This window comes from Alteromonas sp. ABV2_168, assembly GCF_056161165.1.
The window spans coordinates 194,338-214,019 of record NZ_JBSWYQ010000004.1; the positions used below are offsets into that span (position 1 = coordinate 194,338).

Here is a 19,682-nt window from a genome sequence, read left to right on the forward strand (position 1 = left end):
GAAGCAGTACGCCGGAATAACAGACAATGCGGTAATCCACGCTGATGCTACTGATCTTGCTCACCCTGCTACCCGAAAAGCGCCGGCTGAACGCCGTAGCGTTGTTTGTATGCACGGTGCTGGAAATCGTGCTGATAAACTGGCTTATTGGATTGAACGGTGCGGCCAGTAATCCCTACGCCATCATATTACTGATCCCCCTTGTCGCCGGTCTGGTACAACTTCCCTTCAGGTTGGCCACGGCGGTATTGCTTATCAGTACCGGTGCCCAGTTATTACAACTGCTTGCTTCCCCTGCTTCTCATCATGATGGTATGGCGCAGCATGCGGCCAATATGGTGTGGAGTTTTGCCGGCACCAGCGTGTTTATCGCAGCCATCATTTTTTATTACCGCCGCCAGTTAAGAAAGCGCAATGCGGCTATTGTTGCGCTCAGAGAAACTCAGTTAAGAAATGAACAACTCCTGGCTATTGGCACTGCCGCCGCACAACTTACCCATGATGCTGCAACGCCGGTTCAGACAATTAATTTACTACTGGAAGAATGGCGGGACAGCCCGGATCCGGCACTCATAAAAGAGCTCAGTGAACAGGTCAGCAGACTGAATGGTTTGTTATCTGACTGGCGGGAAGTGGCTGATGATGTCAGAGAGTCCCGCACCACAACCTATCGCAGTTCAGGATTAATCAAAGCATTACGGCATAGTCTGACTCTTGCCAGACCGGAAGCCCTTATTCACTGGCAAACCTGTAATAGCGATTGCAATATTCACGCTGACCGCACTCTGCTGCCTGCGCTTACAAATATTGTCGTTAATGCCTGTGAGGAAGCGTCCGGTGAAGCAGACAACGGCGTGAGCATCACTCAGGTTGTCAGCACCGGTCAATGGACGTTGCGGATAGCTAATCCGCTGAATAATGCGCCACCTGAACACGCACCGGTCATCGGCCGGCAACTTGTTCACAGCGAAAAAGGAAACGGGGTTGCCAGTGTGCTGACAAACGCAACAATTGAGCGGTTCGGTGGCAAAGTCAGTTGGGAAATTATTGATAGCCGGGGCACTCTCACACTTGAAACCACGGTCATTTTGCCGGCAGAGCAATAATGCAGACTATCTTTATCATTGACGATGATCCCAGACTTTCACAAGTGCTTGCCAGACGGTTTGCCACCAAAACAGAATTTAACGTACATTGCTTTGCATCGGCCAGTGAAGCCATGCACCACCAGCAAACCGGTGTTTATGCAATTTTACTCGATATGATGTTGCAGGATGAAACCGGACTGGATTTTATTGAGCAGCTGGCCGCCCGCTTTTGCCCCCGACACCTGATTGTGATGACAGGATACGCCAGCATTCCTACCACCGTGCGGGCCATAAAAAGCGGTGCCACAGACTACTTAACCAAACCGGTTTCTTTCCAGACCATTTTGCAACGCCTCGGGGTGGTGTCAGCCGGAGATGAAAAAGAATCGCTGACACCGATGACGCCGGCACAGGCGGAGTGGGAACATATTCAGCGCACCCTGCACGATCACGCACACAATATTTCCGCTACAGCGAAGGCATTGGGAATGCACCGCAGGACTTTACAAAGAAAACTGCAAAAGATGTCACCGGGTAAATAATATTACCCCTTGCCGTCGTCACGGGGTGACGTCAGGGTAGATTTTGATGCATTCAACCATTTGGTCAGTGCCGCATACATTTCTTCCTGCCGGAATGGCTTACTTAAATGATCATCCATGCCACATTCCAGTGCTTTACGTTTGTCTTCCACCATGGCCGCAGCGGTCAGAGCAATAACCGGCACATTGATGCCAGACTCACGGATTTGCCGGGTCGCTTCATAGCCATCCATCACCGGCATCTGAATATCCATTAAAATAATATCAAAATGATGGCGGCGTGTTGCAGCCACAGCCAGCGCCCCGTTATCTGCCATGGTGACATCCAGTCCAAGGTGACGTAACTGTTCACCCACCACTTCCTGGTTAATCTCGTTATCTTCTACCAGTAATACGTGACCGCTAAAAGCCCCTTCAAGGTTGTCTCTTACCCGTGCCCGCTCAGCTTTAAACTCATCAATTTCCCGTGGCTGAGGTAACTTAAACGGCAGTTTTACTATAAAAGTCGTGCCCTCGCCCTGACGGCTTGTTACTGAGATATTCCCGTCCATGGCGGTTGCCAGACGATGGCTGATGGTCATTCCCAGCCCTGTACCACCAAATTTGCGGCTGGTTGAAGAGTCCGCCTGCGTGAAGGCATCAAAGACTACCTTCTGCTGACTTTCCGACATGCCAATCCCGGTGTCTGTCACTGAAATTACCAGCAAGCATTCATGATCGTCGATATCTTCATACCGGCACACCAGGGTAACACTTCCCTCACTGGTGAATTTAATGGCATTGCTGAGTAAGTTCACCAGTATCTGCCGCAGCCGCAACGAATCACCGGTAAGCCAGGGGCGAAGTTTGCCGTCAAAACGGAATTGCAGTTCAATACCTTTTGCTTTTGCCTGTTCAAGAAACAAATCCCGCAACTGGCTGATAATGTCCTTAATAGAAAAAATTTGTTCCTCAAGTTCCAGCTTCTGTGCTTCGATTTTGGAAAAATCCAGAATGTCATTGATGATCCCCAGCAACAGCTCGCCGGAATGATTAATTTTTTCGAACTTGTCACGGAAATTGGCCGGCGGTTCCTGGTTCAGCCCTAAACGGCTTAATCCCAGAATGGCGTTCAGCGGCGTACGAATTTCATGGCTCATATTGGCCAGAAATTCACTTTTCGCACGGTTTGAACGTTCTGCGTCTTTAACTGCCTCAGCCTGAGCATATTCTGACTCAACCAGTCTGCTGTTAGCCTGAGTCAAATCACGGGTACGTCGTTTGACCTGATATTCAATTTCATCAGTATGCCCGGCCACAATAATAATGAACCAGCCCAGCAGCCCGGCGAACAACACAGAACCTGCCAGCAGCAAATGTACGCCCCAGGGCTGATAAAGAAAGCTGCTGCCGCTCACCTGCAGCAGCACCCAACTGTGCCCTCCGACAGTAATTGTTCTGACCTCATTTAGCGGAAAACGCTCAGCCAGGAAGCCCGCTTTGTCTTGTGCCAGCTTATTCCATCCTGTAGTCAGAAACTCTACATCTTCGCCGGAGAGGTTTTGCCGGAACAAGGTGGAATGGCCGGGCGGTGCCGCAGGGTCAAAGACCAGTACGCCCAGGGTAGGCAAAAGAGAATCACCAAAAGCATTCTCAATCATTTCCTGAGCTTTCAAAACTGCAGTGGCATAACCGGCATGATTTGATCCTGTAGTTTTTCCGCCCGGCATGAACATAAGTACGCCGGGTTCAAAGCGGTCTCCCTGAACAAGGTTGATAGGCGCAGTGGGGAATAAACGATGGCTGGACCACGCGTTATCCAGCGCTTTCCTGCGGGATATTTGTGAATAAACATCCAGCCCCAGTGCTTTTATGTTGCCCGTCATAGGCTCAATAAACGACACGATTACGTAGGTATCACGGTTATCTACCGCCACCATATCTTCTTTGGCATCCAGACCTTTCACTTCAAAATGAATGGTGGGATCGAAGGTCTCGTAACTCGCCTGCATAGCCGTTTCAAACGCCTTCAGTTCCCGCCCCTCCAGTCTTTCATTCCACGATAACCCGTGAATTGAAGGGTTTCGCTTCAGCAGATCCTGCGTGAAGACACGGTATTCTGAAGGGGTGACATCTTCCTGAATTCTGACAAACCCCGCCAGCGCCTGAAGGATATCCGAAACTTTGGACAGTTCACCGCTGAGTGCACGCTCAAGAACGTTCACATTAACAGTGAACTCAACTTTGTGTTTTTCCATTTCCGTTTTGGTTACCAGCCAACCCAGCAGCGCCGTGCAGGAAGTAATAGTGATCAGGGAATAAAAAACAAAGCGGAACTTGGATACATGAGAAGACAGGGTTTTCGGTGTAAATACCAGCAGCCAGGGAATGATAAACACGATGCCGATAGCATCGCCCATATACCAGCTTACCCAGTTTTTAAACCAGTCCTGGTCAGAAATAACCCCCTGTGCCCAGAGAAAAATATTACTCAAAGTGGCGCCGGTTAAGGGGCTGATAATTGCTCCGAGCAATAAAAATTTCGCCACCACCGCAGGACGCACAAAATTAACCGGCGCGGGAATGACACTGACAATCAGTACCCGCCCGACCAGCGCCTGTGTTGCCGCGAACGCCCCCATCATACCGGAAACAAACAATGACGGCTCTCCGCCGGCATAGTTTAAAGATACAATGAAATTAAGAACTGCAGCACCAGCAAACACACCAAACAATGCAAACGGGCCAAGCAAAAGTACGGCCAGCAGGCCGAGGCCGGCAGCGGGCCAGACTACCGTAGCAAAACCGGGCGGAATGGCAGCCCATATACTGAGCAGCCCAAACAATATATAGCCTGTTGAGACCAGAAAAGTGGCCAGCAGTTTTTGCATGTGCGACTGAACTTTAAACATCTATTCCTTTACCTGACCTTCCACCTCAGAAAATCCTGCTTTTTCCGCTGTCACAACATGTTACACACGTAAATAGTGTTCAGCGTAACGCATTAAAACATAGTCTCTATACTATAGTTCAAATTTAAAGAAAAAATATTCTTCAGCGGACAGAGTTAATATAGAATCCCATACCTGTCGTAACAAACATTGGCCGGTCCCTTGCGGATCTGATGTGACCCCTGTATGGATTATCCCGTTCTGCCCCACGAAGACGCCCGTTTAAAAGCATTGCATGACCTGAAAATTCTCGATACTGAGCCGGATGAACGGTTAGATGCGATTACTAAGGCCGCGCAAGCGTATTTTGACTGTAAAATATGCCTAATCAGTTTGATAGCAGAAGATCGCCAGTGGTTTAAATCCAGACAATGTCTGGATAAAACTGAGACCCCGCGTAATGTATCTTTCTGTACTTATGCCATTGCCGAAGAAGAATACCTGATAGTACCTGATGCCACACAGGACAACCGCTTTGCAGGGAGTCCGCTGGTTAAGGGTGAACCCTTTATCCGGGCATATGCTGGCATGATCCTGAAATCCCCGGATGGTTACGAGCTGGGTACATTGTGCGTTATCTATGACGCACCCCGCACGTTTTCTGATCAGGATATCAACGTATTACGGGACCTTGGCAGACAAATTGAAGAGATAATTTTCCAACATCTACGTTAAGTCATCGCTCCGTAAAAGGATGCTCAACCAGTAAAGGATACTATGACACGACAATCAGGACGTTTTCCGCCCGGATTTTACGCATTTCTCACCGGCAGAGGGCTGTTCAGTGTCATAGACTCCATATTAGGCACTGCTGTTGGCTGGCATTTATATCAAGCTACAAAAGATCCCTTCGACCTGGCGCTGGTAGGATTATTTCAAATCGTCCCGGTGTATGTTTTCTTTATCCTTACCGGCTGGGTTGCCGACCATATGTCCCGTAAGAAGGTACTGCAATCCGGGGCCGTTTGCTGGCTGGGTATCATTCTTTGTATCGCCTTTGAGATGCACGACGGAAACTTTAATAAGTGGGTTTTACTGTCGTTATTAATGGCACTTGGCACCGTCAAAGCGTTTATATCTCCGTCCATGCAGGCCATTGTGCCCAACCTGGTGCCCCCCGACAGGCTTGGCGCAGCCATCGCGATTACCAGCACCGTCTGGAATCTGGCATTAACCGCCGGCCCCTTCGTCGCCGGGCTGCTGATAACGTTAATGGACTTTAAAGTGTACTGGACAGTATGCGTAATTTGCTTTGTGATCAGCATCTGTTTCTTGTTTCTGCCCCCGATTGGTCCTGCTAATACCGGAGGACAACGTAGTAAAAAAGCCTTGTGGGAAGGCGTACATTTCATGCAGCGAAATCCCATCGTACTGGGTAGTTTGTCGCTGGATTTACTCATCGTGCTGGGCGGTTCCGTCGTAGCATTGTTACCCGTTTATGCCGCGGATATTCTGCACACTGGTCCGCAAGGACTGGGCATGCTGAGGGCCATGCCCGCTATCGGCGCGGTACTCATCGGCATTTATCTGTCGAAATTTAAAACCGACTTCCGCCACGCCGGTTATACACTATTCTCTGCCCTGTTTGTCTTTGCCTGCTCTGTACTGGTATTTTCGCAAACGACCAGTATCTGGATAGCCTGCGCATGCTTATTTATTTACGGCGCATCAGATATGTTCAGCGTGGTTATCCGCGGCTCCGTTATTCAACATAATACACCAGATGCACTACGGGGACGTGTAGGCGCGCTGAACGCCATCTTCATTGCCTCATCAAATCAACTGGGAGATTTCAGAGCGGGAACGGTAGCTGCCGCAGCAGGGCCCGCCGGCGCAGCACTGATTGGAGCAATCACGGCTTTTGGTGTGGTTGGATGGGGAATCTGGCAATTCCCCTCACTGAGAAAACTGACGTCAACGGATATGAAAGAAAAAGCCTGAGGCTTTAAAGATTGATCACCAGATTATGTTCCACAATAAGCAGCATCATCAGACCCGCAGCAAAACAATACAGTACCGGATCAGACACACAATCTTTCAGATAGTTTTTCATTTTATCAATACGGTGGTTCATAGAGGACTTCCCGTTTCTTGGTTATCAACCACCTAAATTTACCACACATTAACAATTTTTAAACATTAAACTTTAGAATGAAGCTGCCCGCCGTAAAATCCTGCATCAGAGTCGCATGATTCCGTGTATGTTCTTGCATAGCATCCGGCGACCGTTATATGCTGAAAAGGTAAATGAACAGGAACAATTTATTCCCCTGATGAAAGTCTTCACTGCATTTTTAATGGTTTGTCTGCTTGGTGTGTTCACTATGAACGCGCAAGGCAATGTGCATGATGCTGCGCGACACCATGCTATGCAAACTGTACAAATAAATATGACCGGCCACCTGCAGGCACATTCAGAGCCTGATGTAATGATGTCTGGTATGACTCAGGAAGATTGCTGTAAACAGGAGTGTCAATGTGATGTCTCCATGTGCCACGGTAGCCTGTTCGTGCTGTCTCACTTTACGCACTTTACCGCAGCAGTTGTGTTGAATGATACCACTAGCTCCATATCAGAACCGCTGACTGCTCATGGTGGTCCGCCCTTCAAGCCCCCTATCCGGTTAAGTTAATTACAGTTAAACACCGCCTGCATTGCATGCAGGCGGACATTACTTTTTTAACCGGAAATAGCTATGAACAACCAGGATTCGTCACGTCGTCGTTTTCTTTGCGGCGCGGTGACCTCAATGTCAGCGATGGCATTATATCAGGCCGCCCCCCGTTGGGCTGTTGCTCAGGGGAACACTGAATTTCAGACCAGTAATAATGAAGTTAATCTGAAGATCAGCCAGCAAACATTTTCTTTTGGCAACAAGAAAAATAACACCATTACCATCAACGGTCAGATGCCGGGACCACTACTGCGTTTTCGCGAAGGTGAACGGGCAGTGATTAACGTCACTAATACCCTCAGCGAAGACACGTCAATCCACTGGCACGGCATCATTTTACCCGCCAACATGGACGGTGTGCCGGGCTTATCCTTTGCCGGCATCAAGCCGGGCGAAACCTTCAGATACGAATTTGATTTGCAACAAAGCGGTACCTACTGGTACCACAGCCACTCGGGCTTACAGGAACAGATTGGGCATCTTGGCCCACTGGTTATTCATCCCGCTGACGGCGATATTGGTGCCGACAGGGAACATATGATCCTGCTGTCAGACTGGACCTTTGAAGATCCTCACGAAATATTCCGCAAACTTAAAGTATCTGAAGGTTATTACAACTACCAGAAGCGGACCATTTTCGACACGTTACAAGATGTGGAAGAACAAGGCCTAGCCGATACATGGCATGTTCGCAGTATGTGGAACAGCATGCGGATGGATCCCAGGGATATTGCTGATGTGTCAGCCAGTGCATATACCTACCTGATGAATGGTCGGGATGCGGTGATGAACTGGGAGGCTCTGTTTAATCCGGGTGAAAAAGTCAGGCTGCGGCTGGTGAACGGTTCCGCCATGACCTATTTCGGTTTTCGTATTCCGGGGCTGGAAATGACGGTTGTCGCGGCCGACGGTCAGCCGGTAAAACCTGTCACCGTTGATGAAATCCGTATTGCCATTGCAGAAAGTTACGATGTCATTGTGCAGCCCAAAGAGAACAAAGCTTATACCCTCTTTGCCGAAAGCTATGATCGCAGCGGCTTTGTTCGCGGCACGCTCGCGCCACGGCCCGGAATGAGCGCCGCCGTCCCTCCCCGCCGGACGATTACTGAACGCGGTATGGATGCCATGAGCATGGATCATAGCCAAATGAGCCATGGAAATATGGATCACAGCGCAATGAAGCACGCAGGTCACGACATGAAGGGCAGCGGCAAACCTGCCGTCGATGATATTGCCATCCATCACGACGCGGACGGACACGGTCCGGGGGCAGCGATGATTGCGGCGAATCCCCGTTCAAGACTGGACGAACCCGGCATCGGCCTGGGTAATGACGGTCGCCGGGTACTCGTTTATAAAGATCTCACCGGTGCTCAAACCTGGGGGGACGAACGGGAACCGTCCCGTAACCTCGAACTTCACCTTACCGGAAACATGCAGCGCTACATGTGGTCATTTGACGGCAAAAAGTTCAGCGAGGTTGACGGACCGGTAGTGTTTCGCCACGGAGAACGGTTAAGGCTGGTGCTGGTAAACGATACTATGATGGACCACCCTATCCATTTACATGGTATGTGGATGGAACTGGAAAATGGTCAGTATCCCCGTCCGCGAAAACATACCATCAGCTTAAAACCCTCAGAAAAAGTGTCGTTACTTATCACCGCGGATGCTATGGGTGACTGGGCATTCCACTGCCATCTGCTTTATCACATGGAAGCCGGCATGTTCAGGGTAGTCAGTGTTCAGCACGGAGGGCATCATCATGATTAAACACAATCTTTTAGCCGCTGCTGTGCTCAGCAGTATTACATTCTCAACCTGCGCAATGGCAGAGGATAAATCAGACTGGCCTTCACCGATGATGGAAATGGCAGCCTGGCAAGTCATGCTCGACAGGCTGGAATTATCCCGTAATACAGATAAAGAAAATGTGTTTACCTGGGATGCCACCGCCTGGTACGGCGGCGATTATCACCGCGTTGTGTTAAGGACTGAGGGCGAAAATCAGCAAAACGATGGTCACCCCACCGACCTTGAAAGAACAGATATCAGCTACAGCTACATGATTTCATCCTTCTGGTCACTGCAGGCCGGCCTAGGTCTGAAAGGCGAGATGTCGTCCGGGGAGAACGCCGAGCACTATGCAGTATTCAGTCTGACTGGCCTTGCGCCTTACTACTTTGAAACCGACTCCAGTTTGCTTATTAATGAAGACGGTGAGGTTCAGTGGCTTAACGAGTTTGAATATGACTTTTTGCTGACACAAACCAGTTATCTTCAACCCAGGTTTACGGTGAACACCAACCTGACAGATTCAGAGCGCTTTGGCAGAGAGGCCGGTGTTGAATCCGTACGGTTCGGCTTGCGTTACCGTCAGGAAGTGGTGCGGGAATTTGCACCATACTTTGGTGTTTACTGGCAAAAGCAGTTAGGACAAACTGCGAACACAACCGCTGCATACGGTGAAGACACGTCCGAATTCGGCTTTATTGCCGGCGCGCGGATTTGGTTCTGACAATAAAAAAGCACAGCGGCCGTTGCTGCTGTGCTTTTAGTATCTGAATATGCCGCCCGGGCTGATGCCCCGGCCGGTTAAAATGCGGTATTAATCTGTACGCTCAGAATTTGCGCTTTCGCATGCTCTGTAGCGGTAAGATCGCTGACAATGGAGCCGATTGCACGTTGCTGAGATACCGCCGCTTCACGTCCTTTGATATACACGTAGGCCATATCCACACTGGTGTCATCAGTCAGCGCCCAGGTTGCTCCGGCACTTACCCAGTGACGATCTGTGTCCGGAATGCTCAGTGAACGGTGTGCAAAACTCACAGCACCTTCATCATAAGCATAACCGGCACGCAGCGTCAGCTTCTCATCATACTGATAAGTAACACCTGCACTCCAGCGCCAGGTATCTTCAAAATCTTCTTCTTTGAGCAGCAAATCATAGCCACTGTCCAGATTCGCTTCCAGCTTATCAAAGGTGCTCCAGTCTGTGTAATTCACACTGGCCTGCACAGACCATTGCTCATCAATTTTTTGATCGATGGCCAGCTCAGTGACTGCAGCGAAATTCAAATCCAGGCTACCGCCCTGATTATACAGCTCAGCAACTTCAGGGATCAGCACACCCAGATCTGACTTAATTTCACCGGCCAGTTCCAGCTGTGTTTCAGCACGATAACTTAACGCCACATTCGTGCCGTCAGCCGGTTGCCAGAACACACCGGCGTTCCAGCCATAGCCGATATCATCTCCGGCCATTTCGACAATAGTCAGGTTGCCCAGCGCCGGATTGCCCATCACCTGGCCGAAGACCTGAGGAATAGAGGTACTGATTTTCGCATCGGCATAGGTAACATTCAGGCCAAGTCCCAGACTCAACGTGTCCGTTGCTTTCCAGGCGACAGCCGGATTTACAGTAAAAGAGATGATCTCAGCTTCATCTGCATAATGCAGCGCATTGTAATCATCGCTGTAATCTGTCGACAGGCCGTAGCTGGTAAATAAACCAATGCCCCAGGAGAACTTATCGTTAACCGGCGCAGCGTAAAAAATGGAAGGAATGACGGCTGATTCAGCAATGTCTTCAGCACTGGCATCGCTGGTAATGGTTGCGCCGCCTACTGAGGTGGTCATATCACCCCGGATATCTACTTCGGGGTCAAGGTAGCTGACCTGGGCGCTGAATTGTGCTTTATCAAACGCGGTGATAGCAGCCGGGTTAGTTGCCAGCACAGAAGCGTTTTCCGGCTTTGCAGCCTGACCCGCCATAGCGCGACCCAGTCCGTTCGCACTGTGTTCATTGACCTGAAAACCTGCAGAGAAAGCAGAAGAAGAGAACAGTCCGGCTACAGAAAGCGTAAGCGCTGTTCGGACGAATAAAGGATGCTTCATAAAAACTCTATGATTATTGAAAAAGGGCCGCATCCTACTGGTACGACCGGTTACCTTCAAGTAAAACAAATGTAAATGCTTATTTTTAAGACGAATTACAATAAAACGATTCGATAAAGGCCTGAAAACCACTGATAAGGGAAATGTTACGGGGTGCTTTTAATTGCTATGATTCACTTTGCATAATAAAAATATCTGACCGGGAAAATCATGACACTCAGACACTTATTCACTATTTCTGCACTCACAGTCTCTTTGTGCTTCAGTGCAGGAAAAGCTATTGCAAGCACGCCCCAGCAAACAGAAAGTTTTGAAATGTGGCCGGGCGCACAGTACAGCCCGTCCATCCCCACGGTAAAATCAGTGCTCGGGTATAACACCGGCGAACGCATCACGACCCACAGTGATATGCTGACCTACTTCAAAGCACTGGCAGAGGCTGCTCCGGATCGGGTCCATCTGGTCAAGTACGCAGAAAGCTGGGAGGGCCGTGCGCTTATTTATGTCGCAATCGGTTCGCCTGAGCATATTAAAGACCTGGAGCAGTTCGCAGCAAATATGAACCGCCTGGCCGACCCGCGAAAAACTTCCCGTGATGAAGCTAATAAGCTCATCGCTTCCCTGCCCTCGTCGGTATGGCTTCAGCACGGTGTTCATGGTAACGAAATCAGCAGTACCGATGCCGCAATGATGACGGCTTATCACTTGCTGGCAGCACAGAACGACCCGTTGACGGCGAAGGTGCTAAAAAACACACTGGTCTTTATTGACCCGCTGCAAAACCCCGATGGCCGCACCAGATTTACGCACAACTACTATTCCTCCACCGGCTTACAGGACAGCGATGATCGCCTGAGCGTCGATCAGAATGAACCATGGCCCAGGGGCAGAAGTAACCACTATTTGTTCGACATGAACCGCGACTGGCTTGCCATTACCCAGCCTGAAACGCTGGGCCGGGTGAATGCCCTGAACCACTTCAAGCCAACGGTAGTCATTGATTTACACGAAATGGGCAGTGACTCCACCTACTTTTTCGTGCCGGCAGCGAGCCCGATCAACCCGCATATGCAGCAGGCACAGCTCGACAATAACGATTTAATAGGTAGAAACAACGGTAAACATTTTGACCGCATGGGTTTTGACTATTTTACCCGCGAAGTCTATGACGCATTTTATCCGGGCTATGGTGACAGCTGGCCTACTTTTTACGGGGCGTCTGCTGCCACCTATGAAGTGGCTTCTACCCGTGGAATGACATTCAGAAATAAAGACGGCAAAGTGAATCATTATCGCGATCCTGTGCAAAAGCACTTTGTTGCTTCCCTTTCTACCCTCGAGGCTGCCGCGGATAACCGTGAGAAAATCCTCACTGATTTTTACCAGTATCAGGTTAATGCTATTGAAGCCGGTAAAAAAGATGACGAGCGTACCTTTATTATTCCGGCAACCACCGATCGTGCCGGCAGCCACCGTCTGGCTACATTAATGGCGACCCACGGTGTCGAAGTAAAACAGGCTGGCGAATCATTTAAAGCATGTGGCACCCGGTATAACAAAGGGGCCTATATCATTGATACTGCCCAGCCCCGTGGCCGGTTTGTGAAAACTACCTTTACCCGCCAGGTCGATATGGCGGAATCATTCATTAAAGAGCAGGAACGGCGCCGGGCCCGCAAGCTGGACGATGAAATTTATGATGTAACAGCCTGGTCTCTGCCATTGTTATTCAATGTCAAAACCGACAGTTGTGATGATGGTTTATCTGTAAAAGGCAACTACGTGACACCTGATATGCCCCTGAAAGGCAATGTGGATAAACCGGACGCCAGTGTGGCCTGGCTGGTGCCCTGGGGTGATGCCGCAGCCGGCCGTTTTCTGACAGCCGCGCTGCAACAGGGGATCCATTTGAAAAGTGCTGATGAAGCCTTCACTCTCGACGATAAGCGCCGGTTTCCGGCCGGCACATTAATTATTGAAGTAAAAGCTAATGACGAAGGCACCAGTGAAAAGATTGCCGCGCTTGCAGCACAAACCGGCGCGCTGGTAACAGGCACTGACAGCAGTTGGATAACTGACGGTCCCAGCTTCGGCAGCCGCAGTACACCGGTGATGTCAGCACCCAATATTGCTATGGCCTGGGATTCTCCCACCAGCTCACTGAGCGCCGGCAGCACCCGCTTTGTTATTGAGCGGCAGTTTAACTATCCGGTCACCGCAATCCGGACAGATATGCTGGCAAGCAGAAACCTCAACCACTATCAGGTGATCATTTTGCCTTCAGGCTGGTACGACGGAGCCTTAGGCCAGCGCGGCGCTGAAAACCTCAAGACCTGGGTAAAACAGGGAGGTGTGCTAATCACTTTTGCACAGGCAACCGCTTTTGCAGCCTCACCGGATAACGGCCTGCTGGATGCAGACCCGGAATACAGCTTTAATGATGAAACGGTGGAAGCAGATGAGCAGGCAGACCACCGTGGTCATGTGGCCGGTTCACATATTACTGATAAATCGCAACTTATTCGTCGCATTGAAAACAACCAGCGTTCACCGGATTACGTTGCCGGTATCCTTGCGAAGGTTGAAGTGGACCAGGAGCACTGGCTTACCGCAGGGGTCAATCCTGAAGTGGTTTCGCTGGTAACAGGCAATACTATTTTTGCGCCCATGAAACTGGATGCCGGTAAAAATGTTGCCTGGTATAAAGGTGCTGATGAGCTGCTCGCATCCGGATATTTATGGGACGAGAACCGCGAACAGCTGGCTTATAAGCCATTTCTGATGGTGCAACCGTCCGGCGAAGGCATGGTGATAGGCTTTACCCAGGACCCTTCAAGCCGCGCATATATGGATGGTCTGAACGTCATGCTATTGAATGCTATATTCCGTGGCGCAGCGCATGCATCACCACGACGCTAATCTGACGGTTAATCCTGTTATGGTTTCATCTTAACGTAACAGACTGTCATGAAGAATTAAGGTATTGTTATATTGTAACAATACCTTTTTTTATGAGAACACAATAATGATAACAAGACGACAATTCACCTTTGGCCTGGCGGCTCTGTCTGCAGGCAGCAGCGCATTCGGCGGGCTCGCCAATGCAGCAACTCAGCATGCCGCAGGCGGACTGCGTGCTGCGACCGGGTTTGGCCCGCTGAAACCGGATCCGGCTTCCCTGCTGGATTTACCGGAAGGCTTTACTTATAAAGTTATTTCAGCGCTGGGCCAGGCCATGTCTGACGGCCTGAATGTGCCGGATAAAGCTGACGGAATGGGCTGTTTCAAACTGGATGAACAACGTGTGGCTCTGGTAAGAAACCATGAACTTACCCCGAAAGACCGGATCTTGCAGCCTGCATCGGTTGCCTCGCACAAAACTGCAGACGCCTACGACACCGCCCCCGACGGGAATGCACTGCCCGGTGGCACGACTACCATGGTGTATAATTTAATCACCGGTGAAACTGAAAGCCAGCATGTAAGTTTATGCGGCACAATCCGTAACTGTTCCGGTGGCATTACTCCCTGGGGCAGCTGGCTCACTTGCGAAGAGAGTATTGATAAGCCGTCGGCTTATAACAATAAAGACCACGGCTGGGTTTTTGAAGTCCCCTCAACAGCACAAACCCTTGTCTCACCTGAGCCGCTTAAAGCCATGGGCCGCTTTAACCATGAAGCTGCAGCAGTGGACCCCCGCACCGGTATTGTTTACATGACGGAAGACCGGGGAGACAGCCTGTTCTACCGCTTTATTCCCGATGTCCCCGGCGATCTTATCAAGGGTGGCAGACTTCAGGCACTGGCAATAAAAGCCAGTCAGGGTTACGACAGCCGCAACTGGGTTAACCCGGCGATGCCGCTGCAACAATGGCTCGATGCCAATTGGATAGATTTGACAGACCCGGAGAGTCCGGAAGATGATCTCCGTAAACGGGGATATGCAGACGGCGCAGCCCTGTTCGCCCGTGGTGAGGGGATTCACTGGGGAGACGGTGAACTCTATTTCTGCTGCACCAATGGCGGCAAAAAGCAACTAGGACAAATTATGCGCTACCAGCCTTCTGCGTCTGAAGGCACAGAACACGAAGCAGCTAAGCCGGGCCGGCTGCAATTGTTCCTGGAAAGCACAGATAAATCCCTGTTTAACTTTGGCGATAATCTCACTGTTGCACCCTTTGGTGACTTAATTGTTTGTGAAGATCAGTACACAGACGTCGTTGACAACCATCTGCGGGGTGTAACCCCTGATGGCAGTGTGTATCCTTTTGCCCGCTTACATGATCAAACCGAACTTGCCGGCGCATGCTTCTCACCGGACGGCAGTACCCTGTTTGTTAATTTGTATTCTCCGGCCAGAACCGTTGCAATTACCGGTCCCTGGTCAGCCAGAAGCTGATAATACCTGTTTACCGGACAGCCGGGTGTGGCTGTCCGTTTCCCTCTCCCCACCCGGAATGTTTATTTTTTATTCAATTTTGCACTAAACCCCGGGCCGTTTCGTATGCTACTCTGAAAATGCTGCATAGCAGCATAACTTAAGGAACCGGCAATGAAACCACTGAAAATAAATCTCGCTTTACAGGGTGGCGGGGCCCACGGTGCTTTCACCTGGGGGGTGTTGATCAGGCTGCTGGAAGAAGAGTGGCTGGAGTTTGACGGCATCAGCGGCACCAGTGCCGGTGCAATGAATGCAGTAATGCTTGCTGAAGGCTGGCGTAAAGACGGTCGCCGGGGGGCAGCGGCGCAACTGGATGCATTCTGGGAAGCCATCGCTGACAAAGGTGTACAGATGCCCATGCCGAAAATACTGGAGCAATCATTGAACAAATGGTGGATGAGCATGTTTCAACATTTCTCCCCCTACGACATCAATACGATGGACATCAACCCGCTCCGGGATGTGCTCGATGAAATTACTGATTTCAAAGCACTGCAGCACCACTCCCCTTTTCGCTTATTCATTGCCGCAACTGAAGTGACGACGGGAAAACTGGAACTCTTTAATGAACAGGAACTGACCGTCAGTCACGTTCTGGCTTCCGCCTGTTTGCCCAACGTTTACAAAGCGGTAACGATAAATAATAAACACTACTGGGACGGTGGCTACGCGGCCAATCCGGCTATCTTTCCGTTGATCCACAGTTGTGACGCTCAGGATGTTCTGATTGTACTGCTGCAACCGTTACAACGGAGAGCACTGCCCGTCCGTTCGGAAGAAATCAGTGACCGCATCAGTGAACTCACATTTCACTGTGCTTTTTTACGGGAGATGCGCTCAATGCTGGACATTAAAACCTCGTCTCAACGGTGGGGCTGGGTTTCTGGCGATTTTGAGAAACGCATACGGGCAACCCGCACACACATCATAGAAAACAGTGAATTAATGTCTGCCCTTGACCAGATGAGTAAGTACGACAATTCACGGGCGTTCCTTCTGGAACTGAAGGAGGAAGGCATAAAAACCGCTGAGCAATGGCTGGAAACCAGCACCGGAGATTTGGGAAAAAGAGACAGTTGCGATTTACCCGGACTTTTTGGCTAAATCTTATTGATAAACATTCTCATTTGCATTAAGATAATTTCACCTTTTGAGAATTGAGCCTGTTAATTTTCAACCTGGTACTACTCCTCCAGCCAAAAGGCAGGACCCTTAGACCGCCGGAGCTCATCCCGGCGGTATTTTTTTGCCTGAATTACAGTCCCATAGACTTCAGTTTTGCATCCAGACGGGGATAAACACGACGGGCGTTCCCTGAGTAAACCTGAGTACGTTGTTCCTCAGTTAAATCCAGCGCATCGACATAACGTTTAGTGTCGTCGAAGTAGTAACCGGTTTCCGGGTCAATGCCGCGCACCGCACCAATCATTTCTGAACCAAAAAGAATGTTGTCCAGATCGATAACATCAAACAGTAAATCGATACCCGGCTGGTGATACACACACGTGTCAAAATACACATTTTTCATCACATGCTCACGTAACGGGGGCTGCTCAAGCATATCGGCAAGACCGCGGTAACGTCCCCAGTGATAAGGCACTGCACCGCCACCATGAGGAATGATAAAGCGCAGATCCGGAAACTCTTTGAACAGATTTCCCTGCAGGAACTGCATGAATGCCGTGGTGTCTGCGTTCATATAGTGAGCACCGGTAGCGTGGAAGTTGGCATTACAGGAGCCGGACACATGGATCATTGCCGGTACATCCAGTTCTACCATTTTTTCATAGAAGGGATACCAGCTTTCATCTGTCAGCGGCTTTGATGTCCAGTGACCGCCTGAAGGATCCGGGTTCAGGTTACACCCGACAAAACCCAGTTCGTTTACGCAACGTTCCAGTTCGTCCACTGAATTTTTAATCGGCACGCCCGGGGATTGCGGCAGTTGGCAAACACCAATGAATTGCTTCGGATATAAATCCACCACACGCTTAATTAAATCGTTACATGCGCTGGTCCACTGTTTAGAAACGGCTTCGTCCCCCAGGTGGTGCGCCATGGCTGACGCGCGGGGAGAAAAAATGGTCATATCTGAACCGCGTTCAATCAGCAAACGAAGCTGGTTTTTCTCAATACTTTCCTGAATTTGCTCATCACTGATATGAGGAACTTCAGGTAACGCTTTACCCGCCTTAAACGCCGCCAGTTGCGCATCACGGAATAATTGAAGTGGTTCCGGTGCCGTTGTGTAATGGCCGTGACAATCAATAATCATAATCAATCCTGTAACTTATTGTTTCCCGGGCGCAGAGAACGCTGAGTCTGCGACCAGCACTTCTCCCCGCATGAGCAAACGGGCTGTGCGCAACAGCGCAGAACGGTTAATTTTCAAAGTCGACAGCGAACCGCTGCCCTCCACATCCATTGCCACAGTGAAACTGCCGGTTGGATGTTCTATTTCAAGACGGGAGTAGTCGCTACAACCTTTGAGGTAGCCGTAGGCGATGGAACCGTCCACCACGCAGGCTGTAGCAACACTCACCGAACCCAGTACACCTATGGCATCATGCACACGGTGTGGAATAAAAGTGCGGGTATTCAGCAAACCACCCCGGACAGGGGCCGATATAAGCGACATTTTAGGGACAGTTTTATCGCTTACATCACCAAGGTTCATTTGCCGGCCCGCTTGTAACCTGATGCTTTCAATGCGGTCTTTAACGCCGGTATTTTTTTCAATTTCCGCAGGCGACTCATCGCCTGTTAAGCCAAAGTCAGCGGCATTTAACAGCACAACAGGCATGCCGTTATCGATACAGGTAACGTCCACACCATCAATCACATCTTTGGCGTTGCCGGTGGGAAATAATGCACCGCAACTGGCTCCGGCAACATCGAGGAAATCAATCAGAACCGGCGCTGCCGTGCCCGGCACGCCGTCGATACGGGCATCACCTTCATATACCGGCACACCGTCTTTAACTTCAACCTGTGCTACCGCAAGACCACCGGTATTCACCATGTGAATACGCACACTGGTGATACCTTCCTGCGCGTCAATTAAGCCTTGTTCAATCGCGAAAGGACCCACGCCTGCAAGAATATTTCCGCAATTCTGGCCATCACTAACCACGGCTTTATCCACCACAACCTGCAGGAAAAGATAATCCACGTCGGCATCGTCTCTGGTAGACGGACTGACTACTGCAACCTTGCTGGTTAACGGATGGGCACCGCCCACACCGTCGATTTGTCTGTCATCAGGAGATCCCATTGCAGCCAGCAAAACCTGGTCCCGCAATACGGTATCTTCCGGTAACGAAGATGCAAGAAAATACAAGCCTTTAGACGTTCCGCCGCGCATCAGATGGCAGGGAATGGCCTTCACTTGCTGTACTCCTCGTAAGACACATATTTCAGGCCTTTTTCAGCCAAACGCTCACGCATATTGTAAATATCCAGCCCCAGTTCTCCGGCGGCCAGGCGATCCCGTTTGGATGCTTCGTTATCAAGACGCTTCTGTACTTTTTCATGCACTGCATCCGCTTCGTTACGCTGCACAACCACAACACCATCGTCATCGGCAACAATAATGTCGCCCGGATGAATCAGTGCGCCGGCACAAACCACCGGCACGTTTACGCTGGCGATGGTTTCTTTCACTGTGCCCTGGGCAAAAATTGCTTTAGACCAGACGGGAAATTCCATTTCCTGCAGCGTTGCGGTATCACGCACACCGCCGTCAATGATTAACCCTTTCACGCCACGGGCTTTTAACGAGGTAGCCAGCAAATCGCCAAAAAAACCATCAATGCAGTGACTGGTGGGCGATACAACTAATACATCTCCGGGCTGACACTGCTCAACAGCAACGTGGATCATCCAGTTGTCACCCGGGGCAACCTGACAGGTTACAGCCGTACCGGAAATACTGGCCGGGCGGTAAATTGGACGCATGTAATCAGCCAGCAAACCTTTGCGACCCTGAGCTTCGTGGACGGTAGCCACTTCCGCGCCTTCATATTTTTTCAGCGTGTCCTCAGATGCACGTGGACAATTCGTAACGCATACTGCCATAACCTTTAACCCTTCTGACTTTTTGGTGT

The 19,682-nt window shown here is 50.2% G+C and carries 16 protein-coding genes; 10 read left to right on the forward strand and 6 right to left on the reverse strand.

The features are described 5' to 3' along the window. The first annotated feature begins 44 nt into the window (after positions 1-44). Both ACXAH4_RS08575 and ACXAH4_RS08580 read left to right on the forward strand, forming a co-directional pair. Complete coding sequence (locus ACXAH4_RS08575; RefSeq protein WP_474881487.1) at positions 45-1,106, forward strand: hypothetical protein; 1,062 nt, start codon at positions 45-47, stop codon at positions 1,104-1,106. Then, entirely contained in the window at positions 1,106-1,630 is a 525-nt protein-coding gene (locus ACXAH4_RS08580) for a response regulator transcription factor (protein ID WP_474881489.1), read from the forward strand. The genes ACXAH4_RS08575 and ACXAH4_RS08580 overlap by 1 nt, the downstream gene beginning before the upstream one ends. A gap of 2 nt (positions 1,631-1,632) precedes the next feature. On the opposite strand, the gene ACXAH4_RS08585 is transcribed toward ACXAH4_RS08580, so the two are convergent. After that, on the reverse strand, positions 1,633-4,521 hold the full coding sequence (locus ACXAH4_RS08585) for a response regulator (RefSeq protein WP_474881491.1): 2,889 nt from the start codon (positions 4,519-4,521) through the stop codon (positions 1,633-1,635). A 225-nt stretch (positions 4,522-4,746) separates the two neighbouring features. Between ACXAH4_RS08585 and ACXAH4_RS08590 the strand changes: the two genes are divergently transcribed. Together ACXAH4_RS08590 and ACXAH4_RS08595 are read left to right on the forward strand one after the other, a co-directional pair. After that, the gene (locus tag ACXAH4_RS08590; RefSeq protein WP_474881493.1) at positions 4,747-5,235 is read left to right on the forward strand and encodes a GAF domain-containing protein; all 489 of its coding nucleotides are present in this window, start codon (positions 4,747-4,749) and stop codon (positions 5,233-5,235) included. A gap of 42 nt (positions 5,236-5,277) precedes the next feature. Next, entirely contained in the window at positions 5,278-6,501 is a 1,224-nt protein-coding gene (locus ACXAH4_RS08595; RefSeq protein ID WP_474881495.1) for an MFS transporter, read from the forward strand. A gap of 4 nt (positions 6,502-6,505) precedes the next feature. Here ACXAH4_RS08595 and ACXAH4_RS08600 read toward each other — a convergent pair whose 3' ends face one another. Beyond that, entirely contained in the window at positions 6,506-6,634 is a 129-nt protein-coding gene (locus tag ACXAH4_RS08600; RefSeq protein WP_474881496.1) for a hypothetical protein, read from the reverse strand. Between the two features lie 127 nt (positions 6,635-6,761). Between ACXAH4_RS08600 and ACXAH4_RS08605 the strand changes: the two genes are divergently transcribed. The 3 genes from ACXAH4_RS08605 to ACXAH4_RS08615 all read left to right on the forward strand — a co-directional run bounded on the left by ACXAH4_RS08605 (position 6,762) and on the right by ACXAH4_RS08615 (position 9,753). After that, positions 6,762-7,193 (forward strand): hypothetical protein, encoded by a 432-nt coding sequence (locus tag ACXAH4_RS08605; RefSeq protein WP_474881498.1) that lies wholly within the window; start codon positions 6,762-6,764, stop codon positions 7,191-7,193. Positions 7,194-7,256: 63 nt separating this feature from the next. After that, complete coding sequence (locus tag ACXAH4_RS08610) at positions 7,257-9,008, forward strand: copper resistance system multicopper oxidase (protein ID WP_474881499.1); 1,752 nt, start codon at positions 7,257-7,259, stop codon at positions 9,006-9,008. Further along, positions 9,001-9,753, forward strand: coding sequence for a copper resistance protein B (locus ACXAH4_RS08615; protein WP_474881501.1), 753 nt, complete (start codon positions 9,001-9,003; stop codon positions 9,751-9,753). The genes ACXAH4_RS08610 and ACXAH4_RS08615 overlap by 8 nt, the downstream gene beginning before the upstream one ends. Positions 9,754-9,830: 77 nt before the next feature. Here ACXAH4_RS08615 and ACXAH4_RS08620 read toward each other — a convergent pair whose 3' ends face one another. Beyond that, positions 9,831-11,135, reverse strand: coding sequence for a porin (locus ACXAH4_RS08620; RefSeq protein WP_474881503.1), 1,305 nt, complete (start codon positions 11,133-11,135; stop codon positions 9,831-9,833). A 210-nt stretch (positions 11,136-11,345) separates the two neighbouring features. Between ACXAH4_RS08620 and ACXAH4_RS08625 the strand changes: the two genes are divergently transcribed. The 3 genes from ACXAH4_RS08625 (at position 11,346) to ACXAH4_RS08635 (ending at position 16,680) form a co-directional block, all read left to right on the forward strand. Then, the gene (locus ACXAH4_RS08625) at positions 11,346-14,054 is read left to right on the forward strand and encodes a M14 family zinc carboxypeptidase (protein WP_474881505.1); all 2,709 of its coding nucleotides are present in this window, start codon (positions 11,346-11,348) and stop codon (positions 14,052-14,054) included. Between the two features lie 106 nt (positions 14,055-14,160). Further along, a complete protein-coding gene (locus tag ACXAH4_RS08630) occupies positions 14,161-15,534 on the forward strand; it encodes an alkaline phosphatase PhoX (protein ID WP_474881507.1) in 1,374 nt (457 codons plus the stop codon). A gap of 153 nt (positions 15,535-15,687) precedes the next feature. Beyond that, positions 15,688-16,680: a patatin-like phospholipase family protein gene (locus ACXAH4_RS08635; protein ID WP_474881509.1), complete on the forward strand. Its 993-nt coding sequence runs from the start codon at positions 15,688-15,690 to the stop codon at positions 16,678-16,680. A 151-nt stretch (positions 16,681-16,831) separates the two neighbouring features. Here ACXAH4_RS08635 and ACXAH4_RS08640 read toward each other — a convergent pair whose 3' ends face one another. From ACXAH4_RS08640 to ACXAH4_RS08650, 3 genes are read right to left on the reverse strand one after another with little or no spacing between them, the layout of a single operon-like run. Then, the gene (locus tag ACXAH4_RS08640) at positions 16,832-17,851 is read right to left on the reverse strand and encodes an amidohydrolase family protein (protein ID WP_119500949.1); all 1,020 of its coding nucleotides are present in this window, start codon (positions 17,849-17,851) and stop codon (positions 16,832-16,834) included. A gap of 15 nt (positions 17,852-17,866) precedes the next feature. Then, positions 17,867-18,964 (reverse strand): 4-oxalomesaconate tautomerase, encoded by a 1,098-nt coding sequence (locus ACXAH4_RS08645; RefSeq protein ID WP_474881511.1) that lies wholly within the window; start codon positions 18,962-18,964, stop codon positions 17,867-17,869. Then, positions 18,961-19,653, reverse strand: coding sequence for a 4-carboxy-4-hydroxy-2-oxoadipate aldolase/oxaloacetate decarboxylase (locus ACXAH4_RS08650; protein ID WP_119500948.1), 693 nt, complete (start codon positions 19,651-19,653; stop codon positions 18,961-18,963). The genes ACXAH4_RS08645 and ACXAH4_RS08650 overlap by 4 nt, the downstream gene beginning before the upstream one ends. Positions 19,654-19,682: the final 29 nt, after the last annotated feature.

Coding starts and splice junctions, on each gene's coding strand:
- ACXAH4_RS08575 (WP_474881487.1), top strand. CDS start 45: ATGCTACTGATCTTGCTCACCCTGCTACCCGAAAAGCGCCGGCTGAAC.
- ACXAH4_RS08580 (WP_474881489.1), top strand. CDS start 1,106: ATGCAGACTATCTTTATCATTGACGATGATCCCAGACTTTCACAAGTG.
- ACXAH4_RS08585 (WP_474881491.1), bottom strand. CDS start 4,521: ATGTTTAAAGTTCAGTCGCACATGCAAAAACTGCTGGCCACTTTTCTG.
- ACXAH4_RS08590 (WP_474881493.1), top strand. CDS start 4,747: ATGGATTATCCCGTTCTGCCCCACGAAGACGCCCGTTTAAAAGCATTG.
- ACXAH4_RS08595 (WP_474881495.1), top strand. CDS start 5,278: ATGACACGACAATCAGGACGTTTTCCGCCCGGATTTTACGCATTTCTC.
- ACXAH4_RS08600 (WP_474881496.1), bottom strand. CDS start 6,634: ATGAACCACCGTATTGATAAAATGAAAAACTATCTGAAAGATTGTGTG.
- ACXAH4_RS08605 (WP_474881498.1), top strand. CDS start 6,762: ATGTTCTTGCATAGCATCCGGCGACCGTTATATGCTGAAAAGGTAAAT.
- ACXAH4_RS08610 (WP_474881499.1), top strand. CDS start 7,257: ATGAACAACCAGGATTCGTCACGTCGTCGTTTTCTTTGCGGCGCGGTG.
- ACXAH4_RS08615 (WP_474881501.1), top strand. CDS start 9,001: ATGATTAAACACAATCTTTTAGCCGCTGCTGTGCTCAGCAGTATTACA.
- ACXAH4_RS08620 (WP_474881503.1), bottom strand. CDS start 11,135: ATGAAGCATCCTTTATTCGTCCGAACAGCGCTTACGCTTTCTGTAGCC.
- ACXAH4_RS08625 (WP_474881505.1), top strand. CDS start 11,346: ATGACACTCAGACACTTATTCACTATTTCTGCACTCACAGTCTCTTTG.
- ACXAH4_RS08630 (WP_474881507.1), top strand. CDS start 14,161: ATGATAACAAGACGACAATTCACCTTTGGCCTGGCGGCTCTGTCTGCA.
- ACXAH4_RS08635 (WP_474881509.1), top strand. CDS start 15,688: ATGAAACCACTGAAAATAAATCTCGCTTTACAGGGTGGCGGGGCCCAC.
- ACXAH4_RS08640 (WP_119500949.1), bottom strand. CDS start 17,851: ATGATTATTGATTGTCACGGCCATTACACAACGGCACCGGAACCACTT.
- ACXAH4_RS08650 (WP_119500948.1), bottom strand. CDS start 19,653: ATGGCAGTATGCGTTACGAATTGTCCACGTGCATCTGAGGACACGCTG.